The sequence below is a fragment of the Janthinobacterium sp. BJB401 genome (assembly GCF_013372745.1).
Classification (GTDB): domain Bacteria; phylum Pseudomonadota; class Gammaproteobacteria; order Burkholderiales; family Burkholderiaceae_D; genus Janthinobacterium; species Janthinobacterium rivuli.
On the sequence record NZ_JABXFH010000006.1, the window covers coordinates 104,294 to 128,728 of the forward strand.

Sequence of the window (24,435 nt, forward strand, 5' to 3'; positions counted from 1 at the left end):
GTTCTTCGATGAGATAGTCTAGTGCATAAATGGCTTTGCTTTCATCATGCCCACATTCCCCTTGATGAAGCGAGCCGCCATGCAACGATTGTCCATTTTTCCCGCCGCCTTGCTGAGCCTGGCATTCAGCACCAGCCCGGTCCAGGCCGCCAATGCCGCACCCACCTGGCTGGCCAGCTGGACGGCCAGCCCGCAAGCCGTGTGGCGCACCGATTTCCTCTTCCCATCCAACGTACCCGCCGTGCTGCAAGCGCAAACCGTGCGCCAGGTGGCGCGCCTCAGCGTGGGCGGCCCGCGCGTGCGCATCGTGTTGTCGAACGCGTATGGCAAGGCGCCGCTGCACATCGGCACGGCCACGGTGGCCCTGGCCGCGTCCGGCTCAGCCATCCAACCCGGCAGCCTGCGCACGCTGACGTTTTCCGGCCAGCCGGCGGCCAGCGTGGCGCCGGGTGCGCCGCTCGTCAGCGACCCCGTCGAGCTGTCCGTGCCGGACCTGGCCCGGCTGACGGTGAGCATCCATTTGCCGCAAGCCAGTCCCGTCTCCACGTTTCACTGGGATGGCCGCGAGACGGCGTGGATCGCGCCGCATGACCAGACGCAGGCGGCGCGCATCGATGACGGGCCCGGCGTGCAAGCCACCACGGCGCGCCTTTTACTGACGGCCATCCAGGTGGAGGCGGCGCAGGGGGCGCAGGGAGCGCAAACTGTGGCCATCCTTGGCGATTCCATCACCGATGGCGCCAGCGCCAGCCTGGGGATGGATGCGCGCTGGCCCGATTTCCTGGCTGAACGCCTGGCGCCGCACGGCGTGGCCGTGGTCAATGCGGGCATTTCCGGTGGGCGACTGTTGTCCGACGGCATGGGAGACAACGCCCTGGCGCGTTTCGAGCGCGACGTGCTGGCGCAGCCTGGCGTGCGCACGGTGATCGTCTTGTTGGGCATCAATGACATCAGCTGGCCCGGTACGGCGTTTGCGCCACGGGAAAAACGGCCGACATTGGAGGAATTAACAAACGGCTACGCCCAGCTGGTGGCCCAGGCGCGCAGCCGCGGCGTGCGCGTGATCGCGGCCACCCTGACGCCGTTCGCAGGCGCCCTGCCCGGCACGCCCCTGAGCAACTATTATCAGCTTGATAAAGATGCATTGCGACAGCAATTGAATGCGTGGATACGCGCCAGCGGCCTGTTTGATGCCGTCCTCGACTTCGATGCGCTGGCGCGCGACCCTGCGCACCCGCTGCGCCTGCTGCCCGATTACGACTCGGGCGACCACCTGCACCCGGGCGACGCGGGCAACCGCGCGCTGGCGGAAGGGATAGACCTGTCCCTACTGTTTACAAATCAATCACCGAGGCCTGCGTACAAAGCCGTGCTCAGGTAGCGTTCGCCGAACGACGGGATGATGGTGACGATGGTCTTGCCCGCGTTTTCCGGACGGCGCGCCACTTGCAGGGCGGCCCACAGGGCGGCGCCCGACGAAATGCCGACCAACAAGCCTTCGTCGCTGGCGGCCAGGCGCGCCGTGGCGAACGCGTCGTCGTTCTTGACACAAATGATTTCGTCGTAGATGGTGGTGTTGAGAATCTGCGGCACGAAACCGGCGCCGATGCCCTGGATCGGATGCGGCCCTTTCGTGCCTTTCGACAGCATCGGCGACGCTTCCGGTTCCACGGCGATCACCTGCACGCCGGGTTTGCGTTCCTTCAGCACTTCGCCGATGCCCGTGATCGTGCCGCCCGTGCCCACGCCGGCGATGACGATATCGACTTGCCCATCCGTGTCGCGCCAGATTTCCTCGGCCGTCGTGGCGCGGTGGATGGCGGGATTGGCGGGATTGTTGAATTGCTGCAGCATCAGGTAGCGCGGGTCGGCCGCCACCAGTTCCTCGGCCTTGCGGATGGCACCCAGCATGCCTTCGCTGCCTGGCGTAAGCACCAGCTCGGCGCCATAGGCGCGCAGCAGGATGCGCCGCTCGCGGCTCATGGTGTCGGGCATGACGAGGGTGCAGCGGTAGCCGCGCGCGGCGCACACCATGGCCAGCGCGATGCCCGTGTTGCCGCTGGTGGGCTCGACGATGACGGTATCAGGATGAATCTTGCCAGCGGCTTCCGCGGCGACGATCATGGCCAGGCCTATACGGTCCTTGACGCTGTGCGCGGGATTGTAGAATTCGAGTTTGGCCAGGATGGTGGCCACACTGCCGGCGGCGATGCGGTTGATGCGCACCAGGGGCGTGTTGCCGATCAGTTCAGTGACGTCGTTGGCGATGTTCATGGGGGTGGTCTCCACAGCAATTACAGAAGAACCCAGTCTACCGTGTTTCAGCGCGTAAATGGCGGCGGCGCGGGGATGCGCCGCCGCCAAACCGAACAATTACTTCACGTCCAGCAATTCCACGTCGAAGATCAGTGCCGAGTTCGGCGGAATGTCGCCATTGCCGGCGCCGCGCGGACCGTAAGCCAGTTCGCCTGGAATGATCAGGGTGCGCTTGCCGCCCACTTTCATGCCGGCCACGCCCTGGTCCCAGCCCTTGATGACCATGCCCTTGCCGAGCGGGAAGTCAAACGGGCCACGGCCCACGGAGCTGTCGAATTTCTTGCCGCGCGAATCTTTCGCCAGCGGACGATACAGCCAGCCCGTGTAGTGCACGGTGACGGCATTGCCGGCGGACGCTTCCTTGCCCGTGCCGACCTTGTTGTCGATGATGATCAATTTATCGGCGACAGGGCCGGGGCTCAGCGAGACGGCGGAGGCGGGAACAGGCGCTGGCGCCTGTGCCTGCGCCAGCGACGCGGCGACGGAGCAGATCAGGGCAAACAAAACGGAGCTACGCGTCATGATGTATTCTTTCAGTGAGTTTCGGTGAGATCCCTGCCAGTGCAAGTGGGCAGGCAACGCCAATAATAGCAAACCGCCGCAACGATAGGAAAAACTTGTCGCCCGATACCCATTGCCCCCGTCTGTTTTACGCGCTGTGGCCCGACGCGGCCACGCGCGCGGCCCTGGCCGCCTGGCAAGCGCGCCTGGAAGGCAAACCCGTGCGCGCGGACAAGCTGCACCTGACCCTGGCCTTCCTGGGCCAGCGCCCGGCCAGCGAGCTGCCGGCCCTGCTCGATATTCTGGCGCACACACCGGCGCGTCCCATGCCCTTGCTGTTCGATCACGCCAGCCATTTTGCGCAGCTGGCGCTGGCCTGGGCCGCGCTGGCGCAACCTTCGCCGGCCTTGCTGGACTTGCGCGCGGCCTGCATGCGTAACTTGGCGGAACAGGGACTGGCGCCCCGCTTCGAACACGACCGTTTTACGCCGCACGTGACCCTGGCGCGCCAGGCGCCGCCACCGGCCATCGGGGACTTCGCGCCCATCACCTGGCTGGCGGACGAGCTGGTGCTGGTGGAATCGCTCAAGAGCAGCGGCGACTACCGCATCCTGGCCAGCCGGAAACTAAGCTAGGCGACTAAGCTAGGCGGCGTCCGGCAAGGCCGCTAATTTGTCCTGGCGCAAGCTTTTCAGCGCATGGGCGGCCGCCACCATGCCGAAGCTGGCCGTCACCACCACGCTGGAACCGAAGCCGGCGCAGTTCAAGCCCGTGACGCCGGCGGGCGTGCTGCCATCGATGGCGCACGCTTCGGCGCTTTCTGGCGTGCTCAACGGTTCCATGGAAAACACGGCGTCGACGTTGAACTTGTTTTTCACGCCACGTGGGAAACCATATTCAGTGCGCAACAGTTTGCGTACTCGCTTGAGCAGCGGTTCCTGTTCCGTTTTCGACAGGTCGCGCACGGCGATCAGGGTCGGGTCCGTCTGGCCGCCCGCGCTGCCGATGGTCAGCATGGGTATGTTGCGCGCGCGGCAATACGCGATCACGGCCGCTTTCGCCTTGGCATTGTCGATGGCGTCGACCAGGTAGTCGAAGTCGCGCCCGCCCAGCAACTGCTCCAGGTTATCGGGAGTAATAAAATCCTCGATCTGCGTGACCTGGCAAAACGGGTTGATCAGTTCGATGCGTTCGGCCAGGGCCGTGATCTTCGCTTGGCCGATGGTGTCGCTCATGGCCTGGATCTGGCGATTGATGTTCGATTCGGCAACATTGTCGAGGTCGATCAGGGTCAGGCGGCCGACGGCGCTGCGCGCCAGCGCTTCGACGATCCAGGAACCGACGCCGCCCACGCCGATCACACACACATGCGCGGCGCGGAAGCGTTCCAGCGCGGGGGCGCCGTACAGGCGGGCGATGCCGCCGAAACGCCGCTCAAAATCGATCTCGGTCAAGTCCATGGAAATTTGTTCATTGGTGGAGGTATGCATGGCGCCATTTTAACGGACACTGCGCTGGCGGATATTCTAAAATAGCCGAATTGACACAGCGACAAGCCGCACTGTCGCCACGCCCCAACACCGCCCACCACGAGAACTCGCCATGACCTCTCCCCTGTTCGACTCCGTTCCCGGCTTTGACCAGCCCATCGCCGTGCTCAAGCATTGCCACGACAAGATCCGCAAGCAGCTGACGACCTTGCAAAACCTGCTGGGCCATCTGGCGCAGCACGGCAACACGGCGGACGCGCAGCAGGCGGCCAAGGCGGTGTTGCAATATTTCAATAAAGCCGCCCATTTGCACCATGACGATGAAGAGCAGGACTTGATGCCCATGCTGCAGGCGACCGCCACGGGCGACGATGCGGCATTGCTGTCCACGCTGGTACCGGAAATCCTCGCCGACCACCAGCGCATGGATCAGGCCTGGCTGACCCTGCGCCCGGAACTGGACGCCATCGCGGCCGGCACGGGCACCCAGCTGGCCGACGAGGGTGTGGCCGCCTATGTCGCCGCCTACCAGGCCCACATGACTAAGGAAGAGGGGCATTTGGCGCCGATGGCCAAGCGCCTGTTCAGCGCGCAACAGATGGAGCGGCTGGGTACGGCCATGCAGCGCCGCCGCGGCATCGCGCCCGATGCGCCGGAACTGCCCGCAGTGCCGGATGCGGCCGCCGTGCTGGCCGCCATGCGCACCGACTACGTGCAATCGAGCCTGAGCGAGACGGACGTGCTGGCCGATCCCATCGCCCAGTTCCAGAAATGGTTTGCCGAGGCCGTCAACGCGCAAGTGATGGAACCGAACGCCATGGACTTGTCCACCGTCACCCCTGATGGCAAGCCCAGCTCGCGCATCGTGCTGATCAAGCAGTTCGATGAACGGGGCTTTACCTGGTACACGAATTACCACAGCGACAAGGGCCAGCAGCTCGAACACAATCCACACGCCGCCCTGCTGTTCTTCTGGCGCGAGCTGGAGCGGCAAGTGCGCATCGAGGGCACGGTGGTGAAAACCACGGCGGCCGAGAGCGACGAGTATTTCAATGTGCGCCCCCTGCAAAGCCGCTTGTCGGCGATTGCCTCGCAGCAAAGCGCCCCCATCGACAGCCGGGCCGCGCTGGAAAGCAATTATGAGGCCGTGGCCGCCGCCGTCGGCGACGCGCAGCCGCCGCGCCCGGCACACTGGGGCGGCTACCGCTTGCAGCCCGAGCGCATCGAATTCTGGCAGGGACGCCGTTCGCGCTTCCACGACCGCATCGTGTTTACGCGTGGTGCTGACGGGCAATGGAGCATGCAACGCTTGCAACCTTAAGCAGGATAGGCCGGGCGGCGCAAAGCAGGCTGGTCAATATCGGTGTAGGCTATGAGGATAGAAGTTACTAAATGACATTGTTTCTCAATTTGCGGCTGCCACGGCGGCCGCTGCATTGGAGGCCATTTTGTTTGTACAAAACCAACTCAAGTCCTGGATCGCCAGCATCCGCAGCAAGACCGCCTTGCCGCTACGCATAGAATTGTGGAACGGCCAGCACGTCGACCTGTCCAGCGAAACGCCCAGAGTCACCATCCGTTTGCCGACCGTCGCCTCGGCCCGCTATCTGCTGAACCCGTCGCTGGCCAACCTGGGCTCGGCCTATGTGGAAGGCAATATCGAGGTCAAGGGCAAAGCGATGGACATGATTTCCATCTGCAATGCCCTGGCGCGCAATACCTTGAAGCCGGAAGGCAAGCTGGCCCGCATCGTGCGCAGCTTTACGCACGACAAGAGCAAGGATGCGGAAGCCATCCGCTACCACTACGATGTGTCGAACGCTTTCTATGAGCAGTTTCTCGACCCCGCCCTCGTGTATTCCTGCGCCTATTTCGAACATGGCGACGAAACCCTGGCGCAGGCGCAAGTCAAGAAGATCGACCATATCCTGAAGAAAATCCAGCTGCAGCCGGGCCAGACCCTGCTCGACATCGGCTGCGGCTGGGGCGCGCTCGTCATCCGTGCCGCGCAGCAATATGGCGCCCGCTGCGTGGGCGTGACCCTGTCGGAAAACCAGTACGCGCTGGCGCGCGAGCGCGTGGCGGCGGCCGGCCTGGCGCACCTGATCGACATCCGCCTGCAAGATTACCGCGATGTGACGGGCCAGTTCGACCGCATCACCAGCGTGGGCATGTTCGAGCACGTGGGCCTGAAACACTTGCCCGACTACTTTTCCATCATCAACAAGCTGCTGGCGCCGGACGGCATGGCGATGAACCACGGCATCACCTCGACCGATCCGGAGAATGGCGAAACGCCGTATGGCGGCGGCGAATTCATCGAAAAATATGTGTTTCCGCACGGCGAGCTGGCGCACATCGGCAATGTCCTGAAAACCATGCAGCAAGGCGGGCTGGAAGTGCTGGATGTGGAAAACCTGCGGCGCCACTATGCGCGCACCTGCGCCCTGTGGACGGAGAATTTCGAAGCCCGCGCCGAACAGATCCGTCCGCTGGCGGGCGAGCGGCGCTTCCGCATCTGGCACGTCTACCTGGCCGGCTGCGCCTATGCCTTCGAGCAAGATTTGATCAGCCTGTACCAGATCGTCTGCGTGAAGGCGGGCCGGCGCTCTTCCACGCTGCCCTGGTCGCGCAACTACATGTATGCGCAGGAGCATACGCAGGAAACAAGGCCGGCGCCCGTGCTCACGCCCTGACAGACGGACGCATGCGGGGCGCTTACTTCAGGCGTCCCGCATACATGGCACGGAATTTCTCCACCTTCGGTACGACGACCAGCGCGCAATAACCCTGCAAGGGATGCTGCTCGACATAATTCTGGTGGCACTCCTCGGCCGGATAAAAGGTGGCGGCCGGCGCCAGCTGCGTGACGATGGGCGCATCCCACACGCCGGCCATCTCGGCCACGACCTTGCGCGCCACGCTTTCCTGCGCGGCCGACTGGTAATGGATGACGGAACGGTATTGCGTGCCAACATCATTTCCCTGGCGATTCAAGGTCGTGGGGTCGTGCAAGGTAAAAAAGATTTCCAGCAAGTCGTGATAGCTGATGATGGCGGGATCGAATTCCAGGCGCACCACTTCCGCGTGGCCCGTCTCGCCCGTGCACACCTGTTCATAGCTGGGGTCGGGCACCTTGCCGCCCGTATAGCCGGCCTCGACGCGCGTCACGCCGCGCACTTCCCCGTACACGGCGGCCAGGCACCAGAAACAGCCACCGCCGAATACCGCCACTTCCGTCTGTTGATGCATGATGCCCTCCCGCAACGCCTCTGCGACGTATCATTTCACCACTGTAACGTAAAGCGCAACGGCCTGCAGCGCCGCTTGAAACGGCCCGTTAGGCACCGCACATAGGGGCATGCCGGCCACGATTGCGCTGGCGCGGCCGATTTTTGGCATAATGTCAGCAAATAGACAGGTCCCCCCATGAACACACGCTCTCCCCGCGCGCCAGCGCAAGAATTCGATACGACACATTTCCGCCAGGCACTGTCACAGTTTGCCACCGGCGTGACGGTCATCACGACGCGCCTGGCCGACGGCAGTTTCCGTGGCTTGACGGCCAGTTCCTTCAATTCCGTCTCGCTGTCGCCGCCGCTGGTGCTGTGGAGCCTCGGCTCCGTGGCGAACAGCATGCCCATTTTCAGCGGCAACTCGCATTACGTCATCAATGTGCTGGGCGCCGACCAGGCGGAACTGGCGACGCGCTTTTCACGCCGCACGCCGAATCCCTTCGACGACGTCGACTACGAACTGTCGCGCACGGGCCAGCCCATCCTGAAAGGCGCATCGGCCTGGTTCGAATGCCACAACCGCAGCCGCTATCCCGAAGGCGACCACGTCATTTTCGTGGGCGAAGTGGAACAATGCGCGTTTGCCGCGCAGCCGCCCTTGATCTTCCACAATGGAAAGTTCAATACCCCGCCAGCCTGAGCGGGAACGGGACAAAAAAAATCCGCCGAAGCGGATTTTTTGTTTTACAGCGTAAAGTTGTATCCGATGCTGACACTCACCGCAACCGGGTCGAGCTTGATGTCCTGCGTCTGCCCCGTCGAGAATTTCGCCCTGGTTTTCAGGTAGGTCTTGACCACGGCCACGTCGGCAAACCAGCGCTCGTTGAAGGCCACAGTGCCGCCGACCACCAGGCTGCCGGTCAGCTTGTTGTCCATGCGGTACGTCACTGGTTTTCCACCCGGATCCAGCAAGGCCGTCATCTGGCCCGAACCTTTTTCCTTCTGGAAATAAGCATACGTCAAGCCCGCGCCCACGTAGGGGCGGATCATCGCATTAGGCTGGAAGAAACGGTACTGGATGAAGGCCGTCGGCGGCAAGGCTTCCGCCGTCCCCAGCTTGCCCGTACCCTTGATGGAACCGTCGCCGATCAGGTCGTGCTTGTACGGCACGCCGAGGATCATTTCAGCGGAAACATTGTCCGTGATCATGTAGGCAAAGGTCAGGATGGGCTTGGTATCCGACTTGACGTCGGCTTTCGTGCCAGGCAGTGCCGGCGCGGAAATGTCGCCACTGTCCACGTGCGGCGTGATCTTGTTGAGGCCGGCTTTGACCATCCAGGTGCCTGCGCTTTGCGCCGAAGCGCCCGTCGCCATGGCCATCGCGGCAGCCGCGGCCAGCACGCGTACAGCGGTATTCAAACGATTCTTCATCTTGTCTCCTGATCATTATGTGCGGATAGCCGGGCTATCCAAACTTGTCGCTGCCAGCGCCAGCCACGTCCCGTCGACGTAGCTGGCGCGGCCATCCCTTACAGCCAGCCCCGCACGACCATGTCCTTGGCCACGTAACGGGCCAGCAACAGGTTGTTGAACGGCGTAGGGTGCACATCGTCGGCATACGAGTAGTGGCTGACGTCGCCCGCTTTCAGGTTGGTGCCATTGCAGACCAGCGAACTGCCCAGTGAATTTTTCGCTGGCGACAGGTCGCACGCCGTTTCCGTGACGTTGGTCAAGCCATACGGGCCAGGATTGACGCCCTGGTCATGGCTGACGGCATACACGTCGACCAGCAAGACTTTCGCATTGCCGTTCAAGCCGGCGCTCAGCTCGCCATTGAAGGTGCTGACCATGGCATTGATGAGCGCCTTGGTATTGGCATCCTTGCTCAGGCCCGATGGTGTACCGGCCACGTCCGGCAGGTTGTTGACCACCACATTGTTGGCGCCCTTGGCAATGATCTGGTCCTTGACCTGCGCCACCAGTTCGATACCAGCTTTTTTCATCTCGGCAACCAGCAACGGCCCCTGGGCAGCAGCGTATTCGGCACCGGCCTTGGCGCCGGCGGCATTGCCCGTCACCGTCGCATCGGCTTGCGCCTTGGCGGCCAGAGCCGGGGCTTGCGTCTGGGCATTCATATTGCCGGCAATCATGGCAGCTTGCACGGCAGCACCGACGATGGTCGTCGATGTGGCGCCAGGTGCCGCACTGGCTGTTTTGATGGCGGCGCCAATGGCAACCACTGCCGTGTTGGGATTGGTGGCGCCGGCCGCCAGGGCCACCGCCAGGTTGGTCGCGAAGGCTTGCGCACCCGCGGCAGCGCCCGCCTTCTTGCCGGCGTCCGTCGCGCCCGCTTGCAATTGACCCAGCAGGAACAGCACGTCATTACCGCCGGCCATCACGAAAACGACTTCCGTGCCGCTGAACTTGCCGCCGGAAACCGCCAGATGGTTCGCGATCTGCGTCACCACGGGCACGGTCAGGGCGCCCAGCGCACCGCCCGCCAGCTTGTTGTTCGGACCAACGGGGTTGGTGACGCGCGAACCGCCCATGGCGTAGCCGAAGCAGCCGGCATGCTTGACGCGCGGAGCCTGCAGGCTCGGTACGCTGCCTTCCAGGCCCGTTTCGGCGGCGCATGGCGCCGGCAAGCCGAATTGCGCGGCCAGGTGCTCGGTCCAGTTCTTGCCCGTCAGCTCAGGATTGATCTTGGTATTGTCGCCATTGATGGTGAATTTGCCGCCACCGCTCGCCGCCACGCCGGCGACGGCATACGAACCGACATCGGACAGGCTGTCGCCGAACGACACCTGCGCCGTGTATTTGACTTTCAAGGCTTGATCACCGCCACTGGCGCCGCCGCAACCTGCCAGGACAGCCGCTGCCAGCACGGCCAGCGCGAATTTGGTTTGATGCATTTTGTCTCCTCGGTCTTTTTTCTGGTTTCTAAACGAACGGGCGTGCTATTCGCTACCCAACTAATATGCCATCGTTCCTCAGGCTTGTATAGAAAATATGTTTTAAAAATCAACGAAATAACAACACTGACGGCGCCCTGTCATGGCCGGGCGATCAGATGGATTATGGCGGATTTACTATGTTTCGTGGCAAGCATCGCTATTGCGCTGCATCAAGAAAAAGCCCCTTGCGGGGCTTTTTTCAGACGGACAGGAATTGCTGCAAGATACCACTTGAGCCGAACGCGGCACGCCGCAGACGGTCGTTGACGCCCAGCCACACGGGGCCGGTGGGTGGGGCTTCGACGAGTATCAGCTCGGCGCCGACCTGGTCCATCGTGCGCAGCGAGGCATACAGCGCATGTGCGTAATTTTCAGGTGTCGCGGCCAGGCGCACGCTGGCGCTGGCCGGCGGCAGATCCGAGTAGTGGATCAGAGCCACGCGGCGCCCGTCATTGAGCAGGCGGTTCAGGGTGGCGCTCACGTCGTCGCTGTGCTGCATCGCAACAGGCGTGTGCGGCGCGTAATGCGATTCCAGGGTGCCCGAGGCGCGCGGCGCGGCAGCGTCCGCCATTGCCGGTGCGCGGCCGATGACGGCGGCGATCTGTTCGCTGCTGATATGGCCGGGACGCAACAGCACGGGACCGTGTGTGGCCAGGCGCGACAGGTCGACGATGGTCGACTCGATGCCCACGTCGCTCTGCCCGCCATCGAGGACCTGGCCCAGCAAGCCACTGGCAAGTTCCGCCGCGAATTCATCGCGCACGTGCTGCGCCGTGGTGGGGCTGACGTTGCCGAACTTGTTCGCCGACGGCGCCGCCAGGCCGCCCTTGCCGCCCTTGAAAGTGCGTAGCAATGCGATAGCCACCGGATGCGACGGGCAGCGCAAGCCCACCGTATCCTGGCCGCCGGAAACGGCGTCGGGAATATGCGCGGCGCGCTTGACGATCAGGGTCAGCGGACCGGGCCAGAAGGCGGCCACCAGCTGTTCCGCCTCGACTGGAATGTCGTCGGACCAGTGGGCCAGGTCGGCGCCGGGTGCCACGTGCACGATCACGGGGTGGTCCGAGGGCCGGCCCTTCGCTTCATAGATGCGCGCCACGGCGGCCGGGTTTTCCGCATCGGCGCCCAGGCCATACACGGTTTCCGTCGGGAAAGCGACGAGGCCGCCCGCCTCCAGCACGGCGGCCGCCGCTGCCAAGTCTTGCGCGGGCACGCTCACGGTGCGATTCCCAAAATCAGGCAAGCGTCGCGCAGGTGCTGCTGCGCCTGCGGCAAGGTGGCGGCGATGAAGGTCAGGTGGCCCATCTTGCGGCCACGGCGCGGATCATCCTTGCCATACAGATGCAGGCAGGCGCCCGGCAGCGCCAGCACCTGGTCCCACGCCGGTTCGCAGGCAGCATCGCTGTCGCTGGCAAACCAGGCGTCGCCGAGGATGTTGAGCATCACGGCCGGCGAATGCTGGCGCACGTCGCCCAGCGGCAGACGCGCCATGGCCCGCACCTGCTGCGCGAACTGGCTGGTGACGCAGGCATCCAACGTGTAATGGCCGCTGTTGTGCGGACGCGGCGCCATTTCATTGACCACCAGGCTGCCATCTTCCAGCACGAAAAATTCGATGCACAGCACGCCGACATAGCCGAGTTCGGCCACCATGGCTTGCGCCGCCCGCTGCGCCTTGGCAGCGCAGTCGTCCGACACGTTCGGACCCGGCACGGTGGTGGTAAACAGCACGCCGTCGCGGTGCACATTTTCGGCGATCGGATAGACGACCGATTCGCCATCCACGCCGCGCGCCGTCAGCACGGACACTTCATACGCCAGCGGCAGCATCTTTTCCAACAGGCAAGTTACTTCGCCCATTTCCGCGAACGCGGCGCGCACATCGTCGCGCGTGCGCACGCGAAACTGGCCCTTGCCGTCATAGCCCATGCGCACGGTTTTCAAGATACCCGGCAGCAAGTCGTCGCTGATGGCGTCGATGTCAAGCTGCGTGGCGATGACCATGTGCGGCGCCGGCAGCACGCCCGACTTGCCTGCACAGCCGACAAAGAAACGCTTTTCCGCGATGCGGTCTTGCGCCACCGACACGCCGTGGGCATTCGGCGCCACGAACACGCGTTCGGCCAGGCGCGACAGGCTGTCGGCCGGCACGTTTTCAAATTCCGTGGTGACGGCCAGGCATTGCGCCGCCAGGGCGTCGAGGCCGGCGACATCGCTATAGCCGGCATTGATGAGGCGCTGCGCCACCTGCCCCGCAGGGCAAGTGGCGGCCGGTTCCAGCACAGGTTCAAGAACTGCAACCTGATAACCCATGCTCTGGGCGGCCTGGGCAAACATGCGGCCGAGCTGGCCGCCACCCATCACGCCCAGCCACGCCGGTGGATTAGCGGCAGGCAGCAATGGGGAAGTCGATTTACTATTCATTATTTTTCAAACACATTATTCAGGCAAGACCATGGCCTTGGCGGCGGCCGTTTGCGTGGCACGGAAGGCTTCCAGGCGCTCGGCCAGGGCGTCGTCATTGGCGGCAAGCATCGCCACCGCCGTCAGCGCCGCATTCGCCGCGCCCGCTTCGCCGATGGCGAAGGTGGCCACCGGCACGCCCTTGGGCATTTGCAGGATGGACAGCATGGAATCTTCGCCGCGCAAGTATTTCGACGGCACGGGCACGCCCAGCACAGGCACGATGGTCATCGCCGCCACCATGCCAGGCAGGTGGGCCGCGCCGCCGGCGCCGGCGATGATGGCGCGCAAGCCGCGCGCGCGCGCGCTTTTCGCGTACGCATACATCTCGTCGGGCATGCGGTGCGCGGAAATGACTTGCGCTTCGTACGGCACGCCAAACTGTTTCAGGATGGCGACCGCGTTCTGCATCACGTCCCAGTCCGAGGACGAGCCCATGATGACGCCGACCAGCGGCTTGTTTTGCTCAGTCATCTCAGGCCTTCAGCTTCTCGCCCGTCAGGCGTTCGATGGCTTCAAAATACTTGGCCTGGGTTTTTTCGATGACGTCGGCCGGCAGCGCAGGCGCCGGTGCGGTCTTGCCCCAGGTCAGCGTTTCCAGGTAGTCGCGCACGAATTGCTTGTCGAACGATGGCGGCGAAATGCCAGGCTGATACGAATCAGCAGGCCAGAAGCGCGACGAGTCGGCCGTCAGCACTTCATCCATCAAATGCATGACGCCATTGTCGTCCAGGCCGAATTCGAACTTGGTGTCGGCGATGATGATGCCGCGCGTGGCCGCGTATTCGGCGGCCGTCTTGTAGAGTTGAATGGCCACGTCGCGCATCTTGGCGGCCAGGTCGGCACCGATGCGCTCTTCCATTTCAGCAAAGCTGATGTTTTCGTCATGCTCGCCCAACTCGGCCTTGGCGGCCGGCGTGAAGATCGGTTCCGGCAGTTTTTCCGCCTGCTGCAGGCCTGCTGGCAGCGCGATGCCGCAGATGCTGCCCGTGTCCTGGTAATCTTTCCATCCCGAACCAATGATGTAGCCGCGCACGACTGCCTCGACCATGATCGGTTTCAAGCGCTTGGCCACGACGGCGCGGCCTTGCACTTGCTCCACTTCATCAGCTGCCACCACGGATTCCGGCGCCACGCCGGTCAGGTGGTTCGGCACGATATGGCCCAGTTTCTCGAACCAGAAGTCGCTCATCTGGTTGAGGACCTTGCCCTTGCCGGGGATAGGCTCGTTCATGACGACATCGAAGGCCGACAGGCGGTCCGTGGTGACGATCAGAATCTTGTCGTCGCCAACGGCGTAGTTGTCGCGGACCTTGCCGTGGCCCAGCAATGGCAGGGAATGGATGGAAGTCTGATAGAGGCTGTTCATAGCGGGGGAATAGTTGGATGAAACGAAACCGGCAGGCAGGGGGTGCCCGCCGGTCGAGAAAATCGGGCACGGAGCATTGCTTCCGGCCCGTTCCAGACAGAATTTTACTTCACAATTTGCGACAGCTCGCCGGCCTTGTAGCGCTCGGCCATTTTTTCCATCGTGATGACCTTGATTTTCGACGCCTGGCCTTCGCAGCCGAAAGCCTGCATGCGCGCGCGCACGATTTGCTCGGCGGCGGTGCGCGCTGGCTTCAGGAAGTCGCGCGGGTCGAATTTCGACGGGTTCTCGAACAGGTACTTGCGCACGGCAGCCGTCATCGCCAGGCGGATGTCGGTGTCGATGTTGATCTTGCGCACGCCGTGACGGATGCCTTCCTGGATTTCCTCGACTGGCACGCCGTAGGTTTCCTTCATGTCGCCGCCGAATTCGCGGATGATGGCCAGCAATTCCTGCGGCACCGACGAAGAACCGTGCATCACCAAGTGGGTGTTCGGGATGCGCGCGTGGATTTCCTTGATGCGGTCGATGGCCAGGATGTCGCCCGTTGGCTTGCGCGTGAATTTGTAGGCGCCGTGCGAGGTGCCGATGGCGATCGCCAGGGCGTCGCACTGGGTGCGCTGCACGAAGTCGGCCGCTTGCGCCACATCCGTCAACAGTTGCTCGCGCGTCATGGTGCCGTCCGCGCCGTGGCCGTCTTCCTTGTCGCCCTTCATGGTTTCCAGCGAACCGAGCACGCCCAGTTCCGCTTCCACCGTCACGCCGATGGCGTGCGAGAATTTCACCACTTCACGCGACACTTCCACGTTGTAGTCGTACGATGCGACCGACTTGCCGTCCGCTTCCAGCGAACCGTCCATCATCACGGAAGTAAAACCCGAGCGGATGGCGGCCATGCAGACGGCCGGCGACTGGCCGTGATCCTGGTGCATGACGACAGGAATGTGCGGATACGCTTCGACGGCCGCGTCGATCAGGTGGCGCAGGAACGCTTCACCGGCGTACTTGCGCGCGCCAGCGGATGCCTGCATGATCACCGGCGAGTTCAGCGCATCGGCGGCGGCCATGATGGCTTGCACTTGCTCCAGGTTGTTGACGTTGAAAGCAGGAATGCCATAACCGTTTTCGGCGGCATGGTCCAGCAGTTGACGCATGGATACGAGAGACATGGTAATACTCCAGATAACAATAGAAACCGTTGCGGCGCTTCGCGGTGGTCAATAACCGCGGCGGCGCCTGAATTCTTTACATCAGATCAGCACTGCCTCGAGGTCGCCTACCTTGACAATTTTCAGGGCATTCGTGCCGCCCACCTGACCCATCGGTTCACCCCAGGTAACGACGATCATGTCGCCCTTGCGGACGATACCTTGTTCCACCAGCAAGTCTTCCGCCTGCTTCAGCACTTGCGCGCTGGGGGCGTTCTGCATCAGATGATACGCCCGAACATTGCGGTACAGCGCGGCTTTGCGCAAAGTCGTCACGCTGGGCGTGAGCGCGTAGATCGGCGTGTCGATACTGTGGCGGCTCATCCACAAGGCGGTGGAACCGGATTCCGTCAGCGCCACGATGGCTTTCACGCGCAGGTGATGGGCCGTAAACAGCGCGCCGTAGGCGATCGACTGGTCGATGCGGGTAAACGTGACGTTGAGGAAATCGGCATCGAGCTTGTTGTATTCGGACTGTTCCGCTTCGACGCAGATGGCGGCCATCATTTCCACCGTCTCGATCGGGTACTTGCCCGAGGCCGTTTCAGCCGACGTCATGACGGCGTCCGTACCGTCGAGCACGGCATTGGCCACGTCGGACACTTCCGCGCGGGTCGGCACGGCGTTGACGATCATCGATTCCATCATCTGCGTGGCCGTGATGGCTAATTTATTCGACGCGCGCGCCATCTTGATCATGCGTTTCTGCAAGGCCGGCACGGCCGCATTGCCCACTTCGACGGCCAGGTCGCCACGCGCCACCATGATGCCGTCGGAGGCGTCGAGAATTTCTTGCAGGGCAGGAATGGCTTCCGCGCGCTCGATCTTGGCGATCATCATCGGCTTGTGGTGGTACGGCTCGCCGGCGATATTGGCCAGCTGACGCGCCATTTCCATGTCGGTCGCGCATTTCGGGAAGGAAATGGCCAGATAGTCGGCCTGGAAACTCATGGCCGTCTTGATATCTTCCATATCCTTGGCCGTCAGCGCGGGCGCGGACAGGCCGCCACCCTGGCGGTTGATGCCCTTGTTGTTCGACAACTCGCCGCCGATCTTGACGGTGGTGTGGATTTCGCTACCGTGGATGCGCTCGACGATCAGCACGATCAGGCCGTCATTGAGCAGCAGTACGTCGCCCTTGTGCAAGTCGCGCGGCAAGGCCTTGTAGTCGAGGCCGACACGCTCCTGGTTGCCCAGTTCGCCGTTTTCGCCCCACTTGGCGTCGAGGATGAAGCGCTCGCCCGCCTCTAGCTGAATGCGGGTGTTTTCAAATTTGCCAACGCGAATCTTCGGCCCTTGCATGTCGGCCATGATGGCCACTTCGCGGCCGCACTCGGCCGCTGCCAGGCGCACCAGCGCCGCGCGGTCGATATGGTCTTGCGCCTTGCCGTGGGAAAAATTCAAGCGCACCACGTCGACGCCCGCGCGTATCATTTTCACCAGGATATCGAAGTCGGTGGAAGCGGGGCCGATTGTTGCTACGATTTTTGTACCGCGTGGCATAGGAGTCCTTGTGCGCGAGCGAAGGTGAGCAAGACCTGGCGGCTATGCCGCCCGGCAAGGTAAAAGCGCAGCGGTCAGGCTGCGCTTGGTACTGAACGGCTAACGGCAGCGCCTCAAGCGGCGCGCTGCATCAGGATCTCGACGGCTGGCAAAGTCTTGCCTTCCAGGAACTCCAGGAAAGCGCCGCCGCCGGTCGAGATATAGCTGATTTTATCGGTAATGTCGTATTTGGCAATCGCCGCCAGGGTGTCGCCACCGCCGGCAATCGAGAAAGCTTTCGACTCGGCAATGGCCAGGGCCAGAGTCTTGGTGCCGTTGCCGAACTGGTCGAATTCGAACACGCCGACCGGGCCGTTCCACACGATGGTGCCGGCCGCGGCGATTTGCTGCGCCAGCAGGGCCGCCGTTTTCGGGCCGATATCGAGGATCATGTCGTCGTCCGCCACGTCGGCCACGTCCTTGACGGTGGCAACGGCCGTAGGCGAGAATTCCTTGGCGCACACGACATCGACAGGAATCGGCACTTGCGCGCCGCGCTTGGCCATGATCTCGATGATGGCCTTGGCTTCCTCGACGAGTTCCGCTTCCACCAGCGACTTGCCGACATTCAAGCCGACGGCTTTCATGAAGGTGTTGGCGATGCCGCCGCCGACGATCAGGTTATCGACCTTGTCGGACAGGGCTTTCAAAATGGTCAGCTTGCTCGATACTTTCGAACCAGCAACGATGGCCAGCAATGGGCGGGCTGGGGCGTGCAAGGCTTTCCCCAGTGCATCGAGTTCGGCGGCCAGCAGCGGACCGGCGCAGGCGACGGGGGCGAACTTGGCGATGCCGTGCGTGGACGCTTCCGCGCGGTGGGCCGTGCCGAACGCGTCATTGACGTAGATATCGCACAGCTTGGCCATTTTCTGCGCCAGCTCATCGCTGTTTTTCTTTTCGCCCTTGTTGACGCGCACGTTTTCCAGCAGGACGACCTGGCCGGCAGCCAGCGATTCCAGGCCGGCGCCATCGACCCAATTTTGTTTCAGTGCAACTTCCTGGCCCAGCAGCTCGGACAGGCGGGCGGCCACGGGCGCCAGGCTGTCGGCAGGCTTGAACTCGCCTTCCGTCGGACGGCCCAGGTGCGACGTCACCATAACAAAGGCGCCAGCGTCGAGGGCGACGCGGATGGCCGGCACCGAGGCGCGGATGCGCGTATCTTCGGTGATCTTGCCACTGTCATCTTGCGGGACATTCAGGTCGGCGCGGATAAACACGCGCTTGCCTTGCAGTGCATTTTGGGCGATCAAATCTTGCAGACGGATGAAGTTGAGAACAGCTGACATGGCGATCCAGATGACGAGTGGAAGGAAGTGCGCTATTTTACCGCAATGACCAGAGCAAATCCCCGATTTGTCCTGCTTTACTAAAAAACGTGCAACAGTCGCAAGCCCGTGAAAACCAGCATGCCGAAGACGATGGTTTGCAGCATATTGCGGCGGATCACGAAAAAGAGCGTGGCGGCAATCCCCGACAAGAGTTTCAAATTCGACAATTCCAAGTGTACTTGCTGCCCCTCCATCAGCAGGTCGGGCGCGATGATGGCCGCCAGCGCGCAGGCCGGCGCATAGCGCAGCATCTCGCCCACGCGGCGCGGAATGGTGATGTGGTGGCCGATCAGCCAAAAGGTGCTGCGCGTGGCGGCCGTGGCCACCACCAGCACAGCGATGGCGATCCACACGTCGCTCCCGCCCAGGTCGATGCCGTCAAACATGGCGTTTTGTCCATTTCTCGGTCAATTCTTCCACGGCCATGGCGCTGACCATGCCCACCACGACGGCCACCAGCAAGCCCAGCTTGTACGGCAGGCTGAAGGCCAGCACGGCCACCGCGCCCGCCACCAGCACGCCGCACAGGGCGGCGCGGCTGAGAATCAGCGGCACCGTCACGCACAGGATCGCCAGGGTGCCCGCAAAACCCAGCCCCCATTCGGCCGGCACGACGGCGCCCAGCACGATGCCGATGAAGGAACCGATTTGCCAGGCCAGCCAGTTGGGGTAAATCAAGCCTTTCAGGAAGGGCAGCTTGGCCGGGTCCGGTGTTTCATGGGGATAGCGCTGCAGGAACAGGCCCACCGTGATGTCGCCCGCCACATAGCCGAGCGCAAAGCGCTGGCGCCACGGCAAATGGGAAAAATGCGGGGCCAGCAGCACGGAAAAGATGACAAAACGCAAATTGACGACGAGGGCCGTGGCGAAGATCACCCACACGGGCGCCTGCGCGGCCAGCAGGGGTAAAGATGCGAGCTGGGCCGAGCCGGCGAAGACAAACAGGGTCATGGCCCCCGCCTGCGCGACAGTCAGGCCGCTTTTCACCATGGCCACGCCCACCACCATACCCCAGGCGGCGATGCCCAGCAGGGTGGGCGCACCCAGGTTCAGGCCGGCGCGCCAGGCGTCTTTCAGCAGGGCGTCGTCCTTGGCGGCCGGGACGGCGTTCACGCGGCGCTCCGGCCGAGGTAGTGTGGTAACTGCACAACAATGGTGCGCGGGGCGCATGGGCGCAACGGTAATACCGGCAAGGCAAATCCAGTCAGTGTGGCGCTGCAGCTGCCATATTTCCGCAAAAACCCGCGCTGCAGCCGAAGATGATCAAGGCGACATTTTAGCCATGATTTTTGCTGTCTGCCTGAATCCGTTAAAATCGTGCTTTTGGCAGCAGCCGACTTCCTTCCATACAGCCTCACGGAGCATGACAAGATGACAAAAACCACCCAGCCAGCGGTCGAACTCGACAGTAAAGACTTGCCAGCCCACTGCCCTAACCCGGCCATGCCATTGTGGTCGTCGCATCCGCGTGTGTTCCTGGAATTCAACAAGGACGGTATCGCCAAGTGCCCTTACTGCGGCACGGCCTACACCCTGAAGGAAGGCGCCAGCGCCGGCCACCATTAAACTGCCCAGCGGCGCGCCCCCAGCGCGCCGTTTTCATTTGCACACTTAGCTGTACCGATCAAGCCGGAGTCGTCATGAAACGTCTGAAAGAACTCAATGGCAGCGCCGCCGAAGTCGAAGCGGCGTTCTACGATGCCTTGCACCGCGCCGACCTCGAAGCGCTGATGGCGCTATGGGCCGACGATGAAGAGATCGTCTGCATCCACCCGGGCGGCGCGCGCCTGATCGGCCACGCCGCCATCCGCGCCTCGTGGGAAACCATCCTGGCCGGCGGCGGTCTGCATATCGTGCCGGCGCAGCTGCATGAAACGCACAATCTGATGAGCTCGGTGCACACGGTCATCGAAGGCGTGACCCAGGAGGAAGGCGGCCCGGCGCACCTGCTGGCCACGAATGTGTACGTGAAAACGCCGCGCGGCTGGCGCATCGTCTTGCATCACGCCTCCATCGCCCCCGGCGGCGCACCGGCCGATGCCGCGGGGACACAGATCCTGCACTGATGGCTTTATCTCTTTCTTACACCGCCCCGCTGTGGCTGCCTGGCGGCCACGCGCAAACGATTTATCCGGCCGTGTGCCTTGCCAAGCCGGCCGTGGCCTTCCGCCGCGAACGCTGGCAAGCGCCCGATGGCGATTTCGTCGACGTCGACCTGGTCGACGGCCAACCGGGCCAGCCCTTCGTGGTGCTGTTCCACGGCCTGGAAGGCTCGTCGAACAGCCATTACGCGCGCGCGCTGATGGCCGAGGTGGCCGCGCGCGGCTGGTCCGGCGCCGTGCCGCATTTTCGCGGCTGCTCGGGCGAAGCCAACCTGGCCCCACGTTTCTACCATTCTGGCGATGCGCAGGAAGTGGACTGGATCGTGCAGCGCCTGCGCCCGCGCGCCACCGGTAAATTTTACGCGGCCGGCGTCTCGCTGGGCGGCAACGCCCTGCTGTGCTGGCTGGGCCAGTCGCAGCACCAGGCCGATTTCATCGATGCGGCCGCGGCCGTATCGGCCCCGCTGGACCTGGCGCAAGGGGGCAAGGCCCTGTCTTCGGGCGCCAACCGGCTCTACACGCGCATGTTCCTGAATACCTTGAAACCGAAATGCCTGGCCAAGCTGGAACAGTTCCCCGGCCTGTTCGCGCGCGACGCCATGCTGGCCGCGCGCGACTTGCACGCCTTCGACAATGTCGTCACGGCCCCCCTGCACGGCTACCGCGACGCCGACGATTACTGGCACCGCGCCAGCGCCAAGCACGTCTTGCACGACATCACCGTGCCGACCCTGGTACTGAATGCGCAAAATGATCCTTTCCTGCCCGGACGCTTCCTGCCGCGCAGCGCCGCGCCGAACGTCACGCTCGAGTATCCGCGCCACGGCGGCCACGTCGGCTTTGCCGCCGGCAAGTTGCCGGGAAGCACTCGCTGGCTGCCGCAACGGCTGCTCTCCTTTTTTGAAAACGGCAACATGGCGCCGTCTGTGTCGCAAAGCTGGCACGCTGGCGGTGCGCCCACTCACATGGAAAACGCTACACATGGATGAACTCGTCAAGCAAGCCCTGGCCAAATGGCCGAACGTACCGCACTGCTACGGCTGGCTGGGCCTGGATGCGCGCGGCCACTGGCGCATGCGCGACCAGCAGGCGCAACAGCAACAACTGCCCGGCGACAAGATCGCCCACGCGGCCCTGTTGAATTTCATCAACCGCAATTACGCCCAGGACGAACGCGGTTGCTGTTTTTTTCAGAACGGCCCGCAGCGCGTGTATGTGAACCTGGAGGCGACGCCGTATATCGCCCGCAGCGATCCGCAGCACGGTTTTGTCTTGCAGACGGGCGCGCCGCTGGAACAGATCGAGCAAGTGTATTGGTGCGACGACGGCATGCTGATCTTGCGCCATGGCGATATCGTGGCGCAGGTCGACGACCGCGACCTGTCCCAGGTGCTCGATGCGCTACATGTCGATGGCCAAGTGGCCAGCGACGACGACTTGCTGGACTGGCTGGAATTGCACCAGGGCAGCTTGACCCTATTGCACGCGGGCAAGCACATTGCCGTGCAGCCGCTGCGCTACGATGCCGTGCCGCAAACCTTCGACTTCCAGCCGGTGCCGCAAGCCGATCAAGACTAGCCCTTCTGGTCCTTGATCTGTTCGCGGCGCTTTTCCTGCAGTTCGCGTTCGCGCGCATCGATCACCGCCTGGTCGTAAAAGGTGGCGTCCGTCGATTTGCGGGCGATCGTCAGCTGGTCCAGCGCGGCCATGGTGGCGCCCTGCAAGACGTACGATTCGGCCAGCGCCATGTGCTGCAAGGTCATCTTGCCCTGGTCCGCATAAGCTTTCGCCAGTAAATCGTAGAGTTCCGGCTCTTCCTTGTACAGCTGCACCTGCTCGCGCAAATACAGGGTCGATTGCTCCAGCTTGCCGGCAGCCATCAACGCTTCCGCATACTGGTGGGCAATGCCGCGCGAGAGGGGGAACTGCTGGCGCGCAGCGTCGGCCGCCTTCAGTGCCTGTTGCGCCACTTCCTTCTTTTGCGCCGGCATCAACAGCACTTCCAGCGCCATCGCGGCCAGCAGGGAATTGGGACCCTGCGTGCCGCCCGACGTCAGCACATTTGGCGCGGCCGGCTGGTGCAGTGCCGCATTGGCCGCATCGAGTTCCTTTTGCGCCTCCGCCGGCTTGCCCTGCTTGACGGCGACAAAGGACAAACCGTAATGGGCGGCCGTCACCTGGAAGCGGCTTTGCTGTTCCAGCTGCGTCTTGAAGAGGGCTTTGGCATTCAACAAACCTTGCACGCTTTCATCCTGCAGCACGCGGGCGCGCGCCCGGGCCAGGTGGAAACTCAGGCTGTCCGCCCGCTGCTTGTAAGGCTGCTCGCGGATGCGCGCCTGGATGTCGGCGATGCGTTCCGTCGTCAGCGGGTGGGTCTGCAGGTAGGCGGGCATCAGATCGCTGTACGAGCGGCTGGCCGCCTGCATGCGGCCGAAGAAGGCCACCATGCCGGTGGTGTCGAACCCGGCTTCGCCCATGATCTGGAAACCGATGCGGTCCGCCTCGCGTTCGGCGTCGCGGCCGAAATTGAGCTGGCGCTGGATGGCCAGGCCCTGGCCGGCGGCAAACACGCCCATGGCCACGTCGCCGCCGGCGCGCGAAGCGAGCGCCGCCAGCAGCATGGCGGCCAGCGGCATCAGGGCATCCTGGCGCTGCTGGCCCAGCATGCGCGCGATATGGCGCTGCGCCACATGGCCGATCTCGTGCGACAGCACGGACGCCAGTTCCGCCTCCGTTTGCGCCGCCAGCACCAGGGCCGAGTGCACGCCGATGAAGCCACCGGGCAAGGCAAACGCGTTCAACTGGGGATCGCGCACGGCAAAGAAAAAATAATCGTAATTCGTTTCGCCGCGCACGCTGGGACGCGCCGCCACGAGCGCGTTGCCGAAGGTATTCAGGTATTCGAGCAAGGGCGCGTCATCGAGGTAGTCGCGGTCGCCGCGGATGCCGCGCATGATTTCCTCGCCGATCTTGCGCTCCATCGCCGGCGACAGGTCTTCGCGCGAGGTGTCGCCCAGGTTCGGCAGGTTTGGCGCCGGCGGCACGGCCAGCGGCGTCCAGCTGCTTGCAGGCTTGGCCGCCACGCTGGCGGCCGGCGCCTCAGGCGCGGAGGTATAGGTTTGCGCCAGCGCAGAAGGGGCAGCGCAGCACAGCGCGGCCAGCAGGGACGCACGCCATGGCTGGCGCAGCCATGCGGCAGCGGCGTTTTCAAGTACGGTCTGGAGGGGAGTTTTTGAATTCACGGGTGCTATCATACCTTGTTAGCGGCACCCATTCCCACGCGTGCCGCGCCCCACTCCTCACCTATTTTTGACGCCATGACAACAGCAGACAAGCAAGCCCCCGCCGGGGAATTGACCCATTTCGACGCCACGGGCCAGGCCCATATGGTCGACGTGGGCAGCAAGGAAGACACGCGCCGCAGCGCCGTGGCCGCAGGCACCATCCGCATGCAGCCCGCCACCCTGGCATTGATCATTTCGGGCAATGCAAAAAAAGGCGACGTGCTGGGCATCGCCCGCATCGCCGCCATCATGGGCGCCAAGCGCACCAGCGACCTGATTCCCCTGTGCCACCCGCTGGCCCTCACGCGCGTCACCGTCGATTTTGAAGTGGACGAAGCGGCCAACAGCGTGCACTGCCGCGCCCAGGTCGACACGACGGGCAAGACGGGCGTGGAAATGGAAGCGCTCACTTCCGTGCAGATCGGCTTGCTGACAATTTATGACATGTGCAAAGCCGTCGACCGGGGCATGGTCATGACGAATGTGCGCGTGCTGGAAAAGCATGGCGGCAAGTCGGGTGATTGGACAGCGGCTGTGTGAGCTCCAGTGGCAAGCGCGCTAATTTAGTACGCCGCACCGTCAAGGCGTTAGTCTGGCAGCCTGCTGCACGCAGGCAGATGCATGGCGCGTCCCATGAAAAGA

General features: G+C 63.3%; 26 protein-coding genes. 10 read left to right on the forward strand and 16 right to left on the reverse strand.

Going from position 1 to position 24,435, the window contains the following annotated elements; all coding sequences use genetic code 11:
• The first annotated feature begins 79 nt into the window (after positions 1-79).
• Complete coding sequence (locus HWE17_RS06470) at positions 80-1,381, forward strand: SGNH/GDSL hydrolase family protein (protein ID WP_255206136.1); 1,302 nt, start codon at positions 80-82, stop codon at positions 1,379-1,381.
• Here HWE17_RS06470 and cysK read toward each other — a convergent pair.
• Positions 1,342-2,274 (reverse strand): cysteine synthase A, encoded by a 933-nt coding sequence (cysK, locus tag HWE17_RS06475; protein ID WP_035822460.1) that lies wholly within the window; start codon positions 2,272-2,274, stop codon positions 1,342-1,344. The genes HWE17_RS06470 and cysK overlap by 40 nt on opposite strands.
• 99 nt (positions 2,275-2,373) lie before the next feature.
• On the reverse strand, positions 2,374-2,838 hold the full coding sequence (locus HWE17_RS06480; protein WP_099401727.1) for an FKBP-type peptidyl-prolyl cis-trans isomerase: 465 nt from the start codon (positions 2,836-2,838) through the stop codon (positions 2,374-2,376).
• Between the two features lie 95 nt (positions 2,839-2,933).
• Between HWE17_RS06480 and thpR the strand changes: the two genes are divergently transcribed.
• Complete coding sequence (gene thpR, locus HWE17_RS06485; protein ID WP_176388205.1) at positions 2,934-3,452, forward strand: RNA 2',3'-cyclic phosphodiesterase; 519 nt, start codon at positions 2,934-2,936, stop codon at positions 3,450-3,452.
• Between the two features lie 9 nt (positions 3,453-3,461).
• On the opposite strand, the gene tcdA is transcribed toward thpR, so the two are convergent.
• Positions 3,462-4,307 (reverse strand): tRNA cyclic N6-threonylcarbamoyladenosine(37) synthase TcdA, encoded by an 846-nt coding sequence (gene tcdA, locus HWE17_RS06490; RefSeq protein WP_255206137.1) that lies wholly within the window; start codon positions 4,305-4,307, stop codon positions 3,462-3,464.
• A gap of 112 nt (positions 4,308-4,419) precedes the next feature.
• Between tcdA and pdxH the strand changes: the two genes are divergently transcribed.
• Together pdxH and HWE17_RS06500 are read left to right on the forward strand one after the other, a co-directional pair.
• Complete coding sequence (gene pdxH, locus HWE17_RS06495; protein WP_176388206.1) at positions 4,420-5,628, forward strand: pyridoxamine 5'-phosphate oxidase; 1,209 nt, start codon at positions 4,420-4,422, stop codon at positions 5,626-5,628.
• Between the two features lie 127 nt (positions 5,629-5,755).
• On the forward strand, positions 5,756-7,003 hold the full coding sequence (locus HWE17_RS06500) for a cyclopropane-fatty-acyl-phospholipid synthase family protein (protein WP_176388207.1): 1,248 nt from the start codon (positions 5,756-5,758) through the stop codon (positions 7,001-7,003).
• Between the two features lie 22 nt (positions 7,004-7,025).
• Here HWE17_RS06500 and msrA read toward each other — a convergent pair whose 3' ends face one another.
• Entirely contained in the window at positions 7,026-7,559 is a 534-nt protein-coding gene (msrA, locus tag HWE17_RS06505; protein WP_035822468.1) for a peptide-methionine (S)-S-oxide reductase MsrA, read from the reverse strand.
• Between the two features lie 177 nt (positions 7,560-7,736).
• Between msrA and HWE17_RS06510 the strand changes: the two genes are divergently transcribed.
• Positions 7,737-8,243 carry a flavin reductase family protein gene (locus HWE17_RS06510; protein ID WP_035822470.1) on the forward strand — a complete coding sequence of 169 codons (507 nt, stop codon included), beginning with the start codon at positions 7,737-7,739 and terminating at the stop codon, positions 8,241-8,243.
• A 44-nt stretch (positions 8,244-8,287) separates the two neighbouring features.
• Here the strand turns inward: HWE17_RS06510 and HWE17_RS06515 are convergent, their stop codons facing one another.
• The 11 genes from HWE17_RS06515 to HWE17_RS06565 form a co-directional block, all read right to left on the reverse strand.
• Positions 8,288-8,974: an OmpW family protein gene (locus HWE17_RS06515; protein ID WP_035822474.1), complete on the reverse strand. Its 687-nt coding sequence runs from the start codon at positions 8,972-8,974 to the stop codon at positions 8,288-8,290.
• Between the two features lie 98 nt (positions 8,975-9,072).
• Entirely contained in the window at positions 9,073-10,455 is a 1,383-nt protein-coding gene (locus HWE17_RS06520) for an SGNH/GDSL hydrolase family protein (protein ID WP_176388208.1), read from the reverse strand.
• A 241-nt stretch (positions 10,456-10,696) separates the two neighbouring features.
• The gene (locus tag HWE17_RS06525) at positions 10,697-11,716 is read right to left on the reverse strand and encodes an L-threonylcarbamoyladenylate synthase (protein ID WP_176388209.1); all 1,020 of its coding nucleotides are present in this window, start codon (positions 11,714-11,716) and stop codon (positions 10,697-10,699) included.
• On the reverse strand, positions 11,713-12,921 hold the full coding sequence (locus HWE17_RS06530; protein ID WP_176388210.1) for a 5-(carboxyamino)imidazole ribonucleotide synthase: 1,209 nt from the start codon (positions 12,919-12,921) through the stop codon (positions 11,713-11,715). Before HWE17_RS06530 ends, HWE17_RS06525 begins: the two co-directional genes overlap by 4 nt.
• Before the next feature lie 15 nt (positions 12,922-12,936).
• A complete protein-coding gene (gene purE / locus HWE17_RS06535) occupies positions 12,937-13,434 on the reverse strand; it encodes a 5-(carboxyamino)imidazole ribonucleotide mutase (protein WP_035822487.1) in 498 nt (165 codons plus the stop codon).
• 1 nt (position 13,435) lies between these two features.
• The gene (locus HWE17_RS06540) at positions 13,436-14,329 is read right to left on the reverse strand and encodes a phosphoribosylaminoimidazolesuccinocarboxamide synthase (protein ID WP_035822489.1); all 894 of its coding nucleotides are present in this window, start codon (positions 14,327-14,329) and stop codon (positions 13,436-13,438) included.
• A gap of 104 nt (positions 14,330-14,433) precedes the next feature.
• Positions 14,434-15,498 (reverse strand): class II fructose-bisphosphate aldolase, encoded by a 1,065-nt coding sequence (fba, locus tag HWE17_RS06545; RefSeq protein ID WP_035822493.1) that lies wholly within the window; start codon positions 15,496-15,498, stop codon positions 14,434-14,436.
• 81 nt (positions 15,499-15,579) lie between these two features.
• Positions 15,580-17,040 carry a pyruvate kinase gene (gene pyk, locus HWE17_RS06550; RefSeq protein WP_035822495.1) on the reverse strand — a complete coding sequence of 487 codons (1,461 nt, stop codon included), beginning with the start codon at positions 17,038-17,040 and terminating at the stop codon, positions 15,580-15,582.
• A gap of 113 nt (positions 17,041-17,153) precedes the next feature.
• Positions 17,154-18,365, reverse strand: coding sequence for a phosphoglycerate kinase (locus HWE17_RS06555; protein WP_176388211.1), 1,212 nt, complete (start codon positions 18,363-18,365; stop codon positions 17,154-17,156).
• A gap of 80 nt (positions 18,366-18,445) precedes the next feature.
• Positions 18,446-18,793, reverse strand: a complete 348-nt coding sequence (locus HWE17_RS06560; protein WP_099401736.1) for an AzlD domain-containing protein — start codon at positions 18,791-18,793, stop codon at positions 18,446-18,448.
• A complete protein-coding gene (locus tag HWE17_RS06565) occupies positions 18,786-19,520 on the reverse strand; it encodes an AzlC family ABC transporter permease (protein ID WP_035822502.1) in 735 nt (244 codons plus the stop codon). The genes HWE17_RS06560 and HWE17_RS06565 overlap by 8 nt, the downstream gene beginning before the upstream one ends.
• 258 nt (positions 19,521-19,778) lie before the next feature.
• On the opposite strand from HWE17_RS06565, the gene HWE17_RS06570 reads away from it, so the two are divergent.
• The 4 genes from HWE17_RS06570 (at position 19,779) to HWE17_RS06585 (ending at position 22,087) form a co-directional block, all read left to right on the forward strand.
• On the forward strand, positions 19,779-19,973 hold the full coding sequence (locus HWE17_RS06570) for a zinc-finger domain-containing protein (RefSeq protein WP_034780619.1): 195 nt from the start codon (positions 19,779-19,781) through the stop codon (positions 19,971-19,973).
• Between the two features lie 74 nt (positions 19,974-20,047).
• A complete protein-coding gene (locus HWE17_RS06575) occupies positions 20,048-20,473 on the forward strand; it encodes a nuclear transport factor 2 family protein (protein WP_034746103.1) in 426 nt (141 codons plus the stop codon).
• A complete protein-coding gene (locus HWE17_RS06580; RefSeq protein WP_176388212.1) occupies positions 20,473-21,498 on the forward strand; it encodes a YheT family hydrolase in 1,026 nt (341 codons plus the stop codon). Before HWE17_RS06575 ends, HWE17_RS06580 begins: the two co-directional genes overlap by 1 nt.
• Entirely contained in the window at positions 21,491-22,087 is a 597-nt protein-coding gene (locus HWE17_RS06585) for a DUF2946 family protein (protein ID WP_176388213.1), read from the forward strand. Before HWE17_RS06580 ends, HWE17_RS06585 begins: the two co-directional genes overlap by 8 nt.
• Here the strand turns inward: HWE17_RS06585 and HWE17_RS06590 are convergent.
• A complete protein-coding gene (locus tag HWE17_RS06590) occupies positions 22,084-23,592 on the reverse strand; it encodes a M48 family metalloprotease (protein ID WP_369681711.1) in 1,509 nt (502 codons plus the stop codon). The two genes, HWE17_RS06585 and HWE17_RS06590, sit on opposite strands and share 4 nt — an antisense overlap.
• A gap of 234 nt (positions 23,593-23,826) precedes the next feature.
• On the opposite strand from HWE17_RS06590, the gene moaC reads away from it, so the two are divergent.
• Positions 23,827-24,333: a cyclic pyranopterin monophosphate synthase MoaC gene (moaC, locus tag HWE17_RS06595; protein WP_176388214.1), complete on the forward strand. Its 507-nt coding sequence runs from the start codon at positions 23,827-23,829 to the stop codon at positions 24,331-24,333.
• The last annotated feature ends 102 nt before the right edge of the window (positions 24,334-24,435 follow it).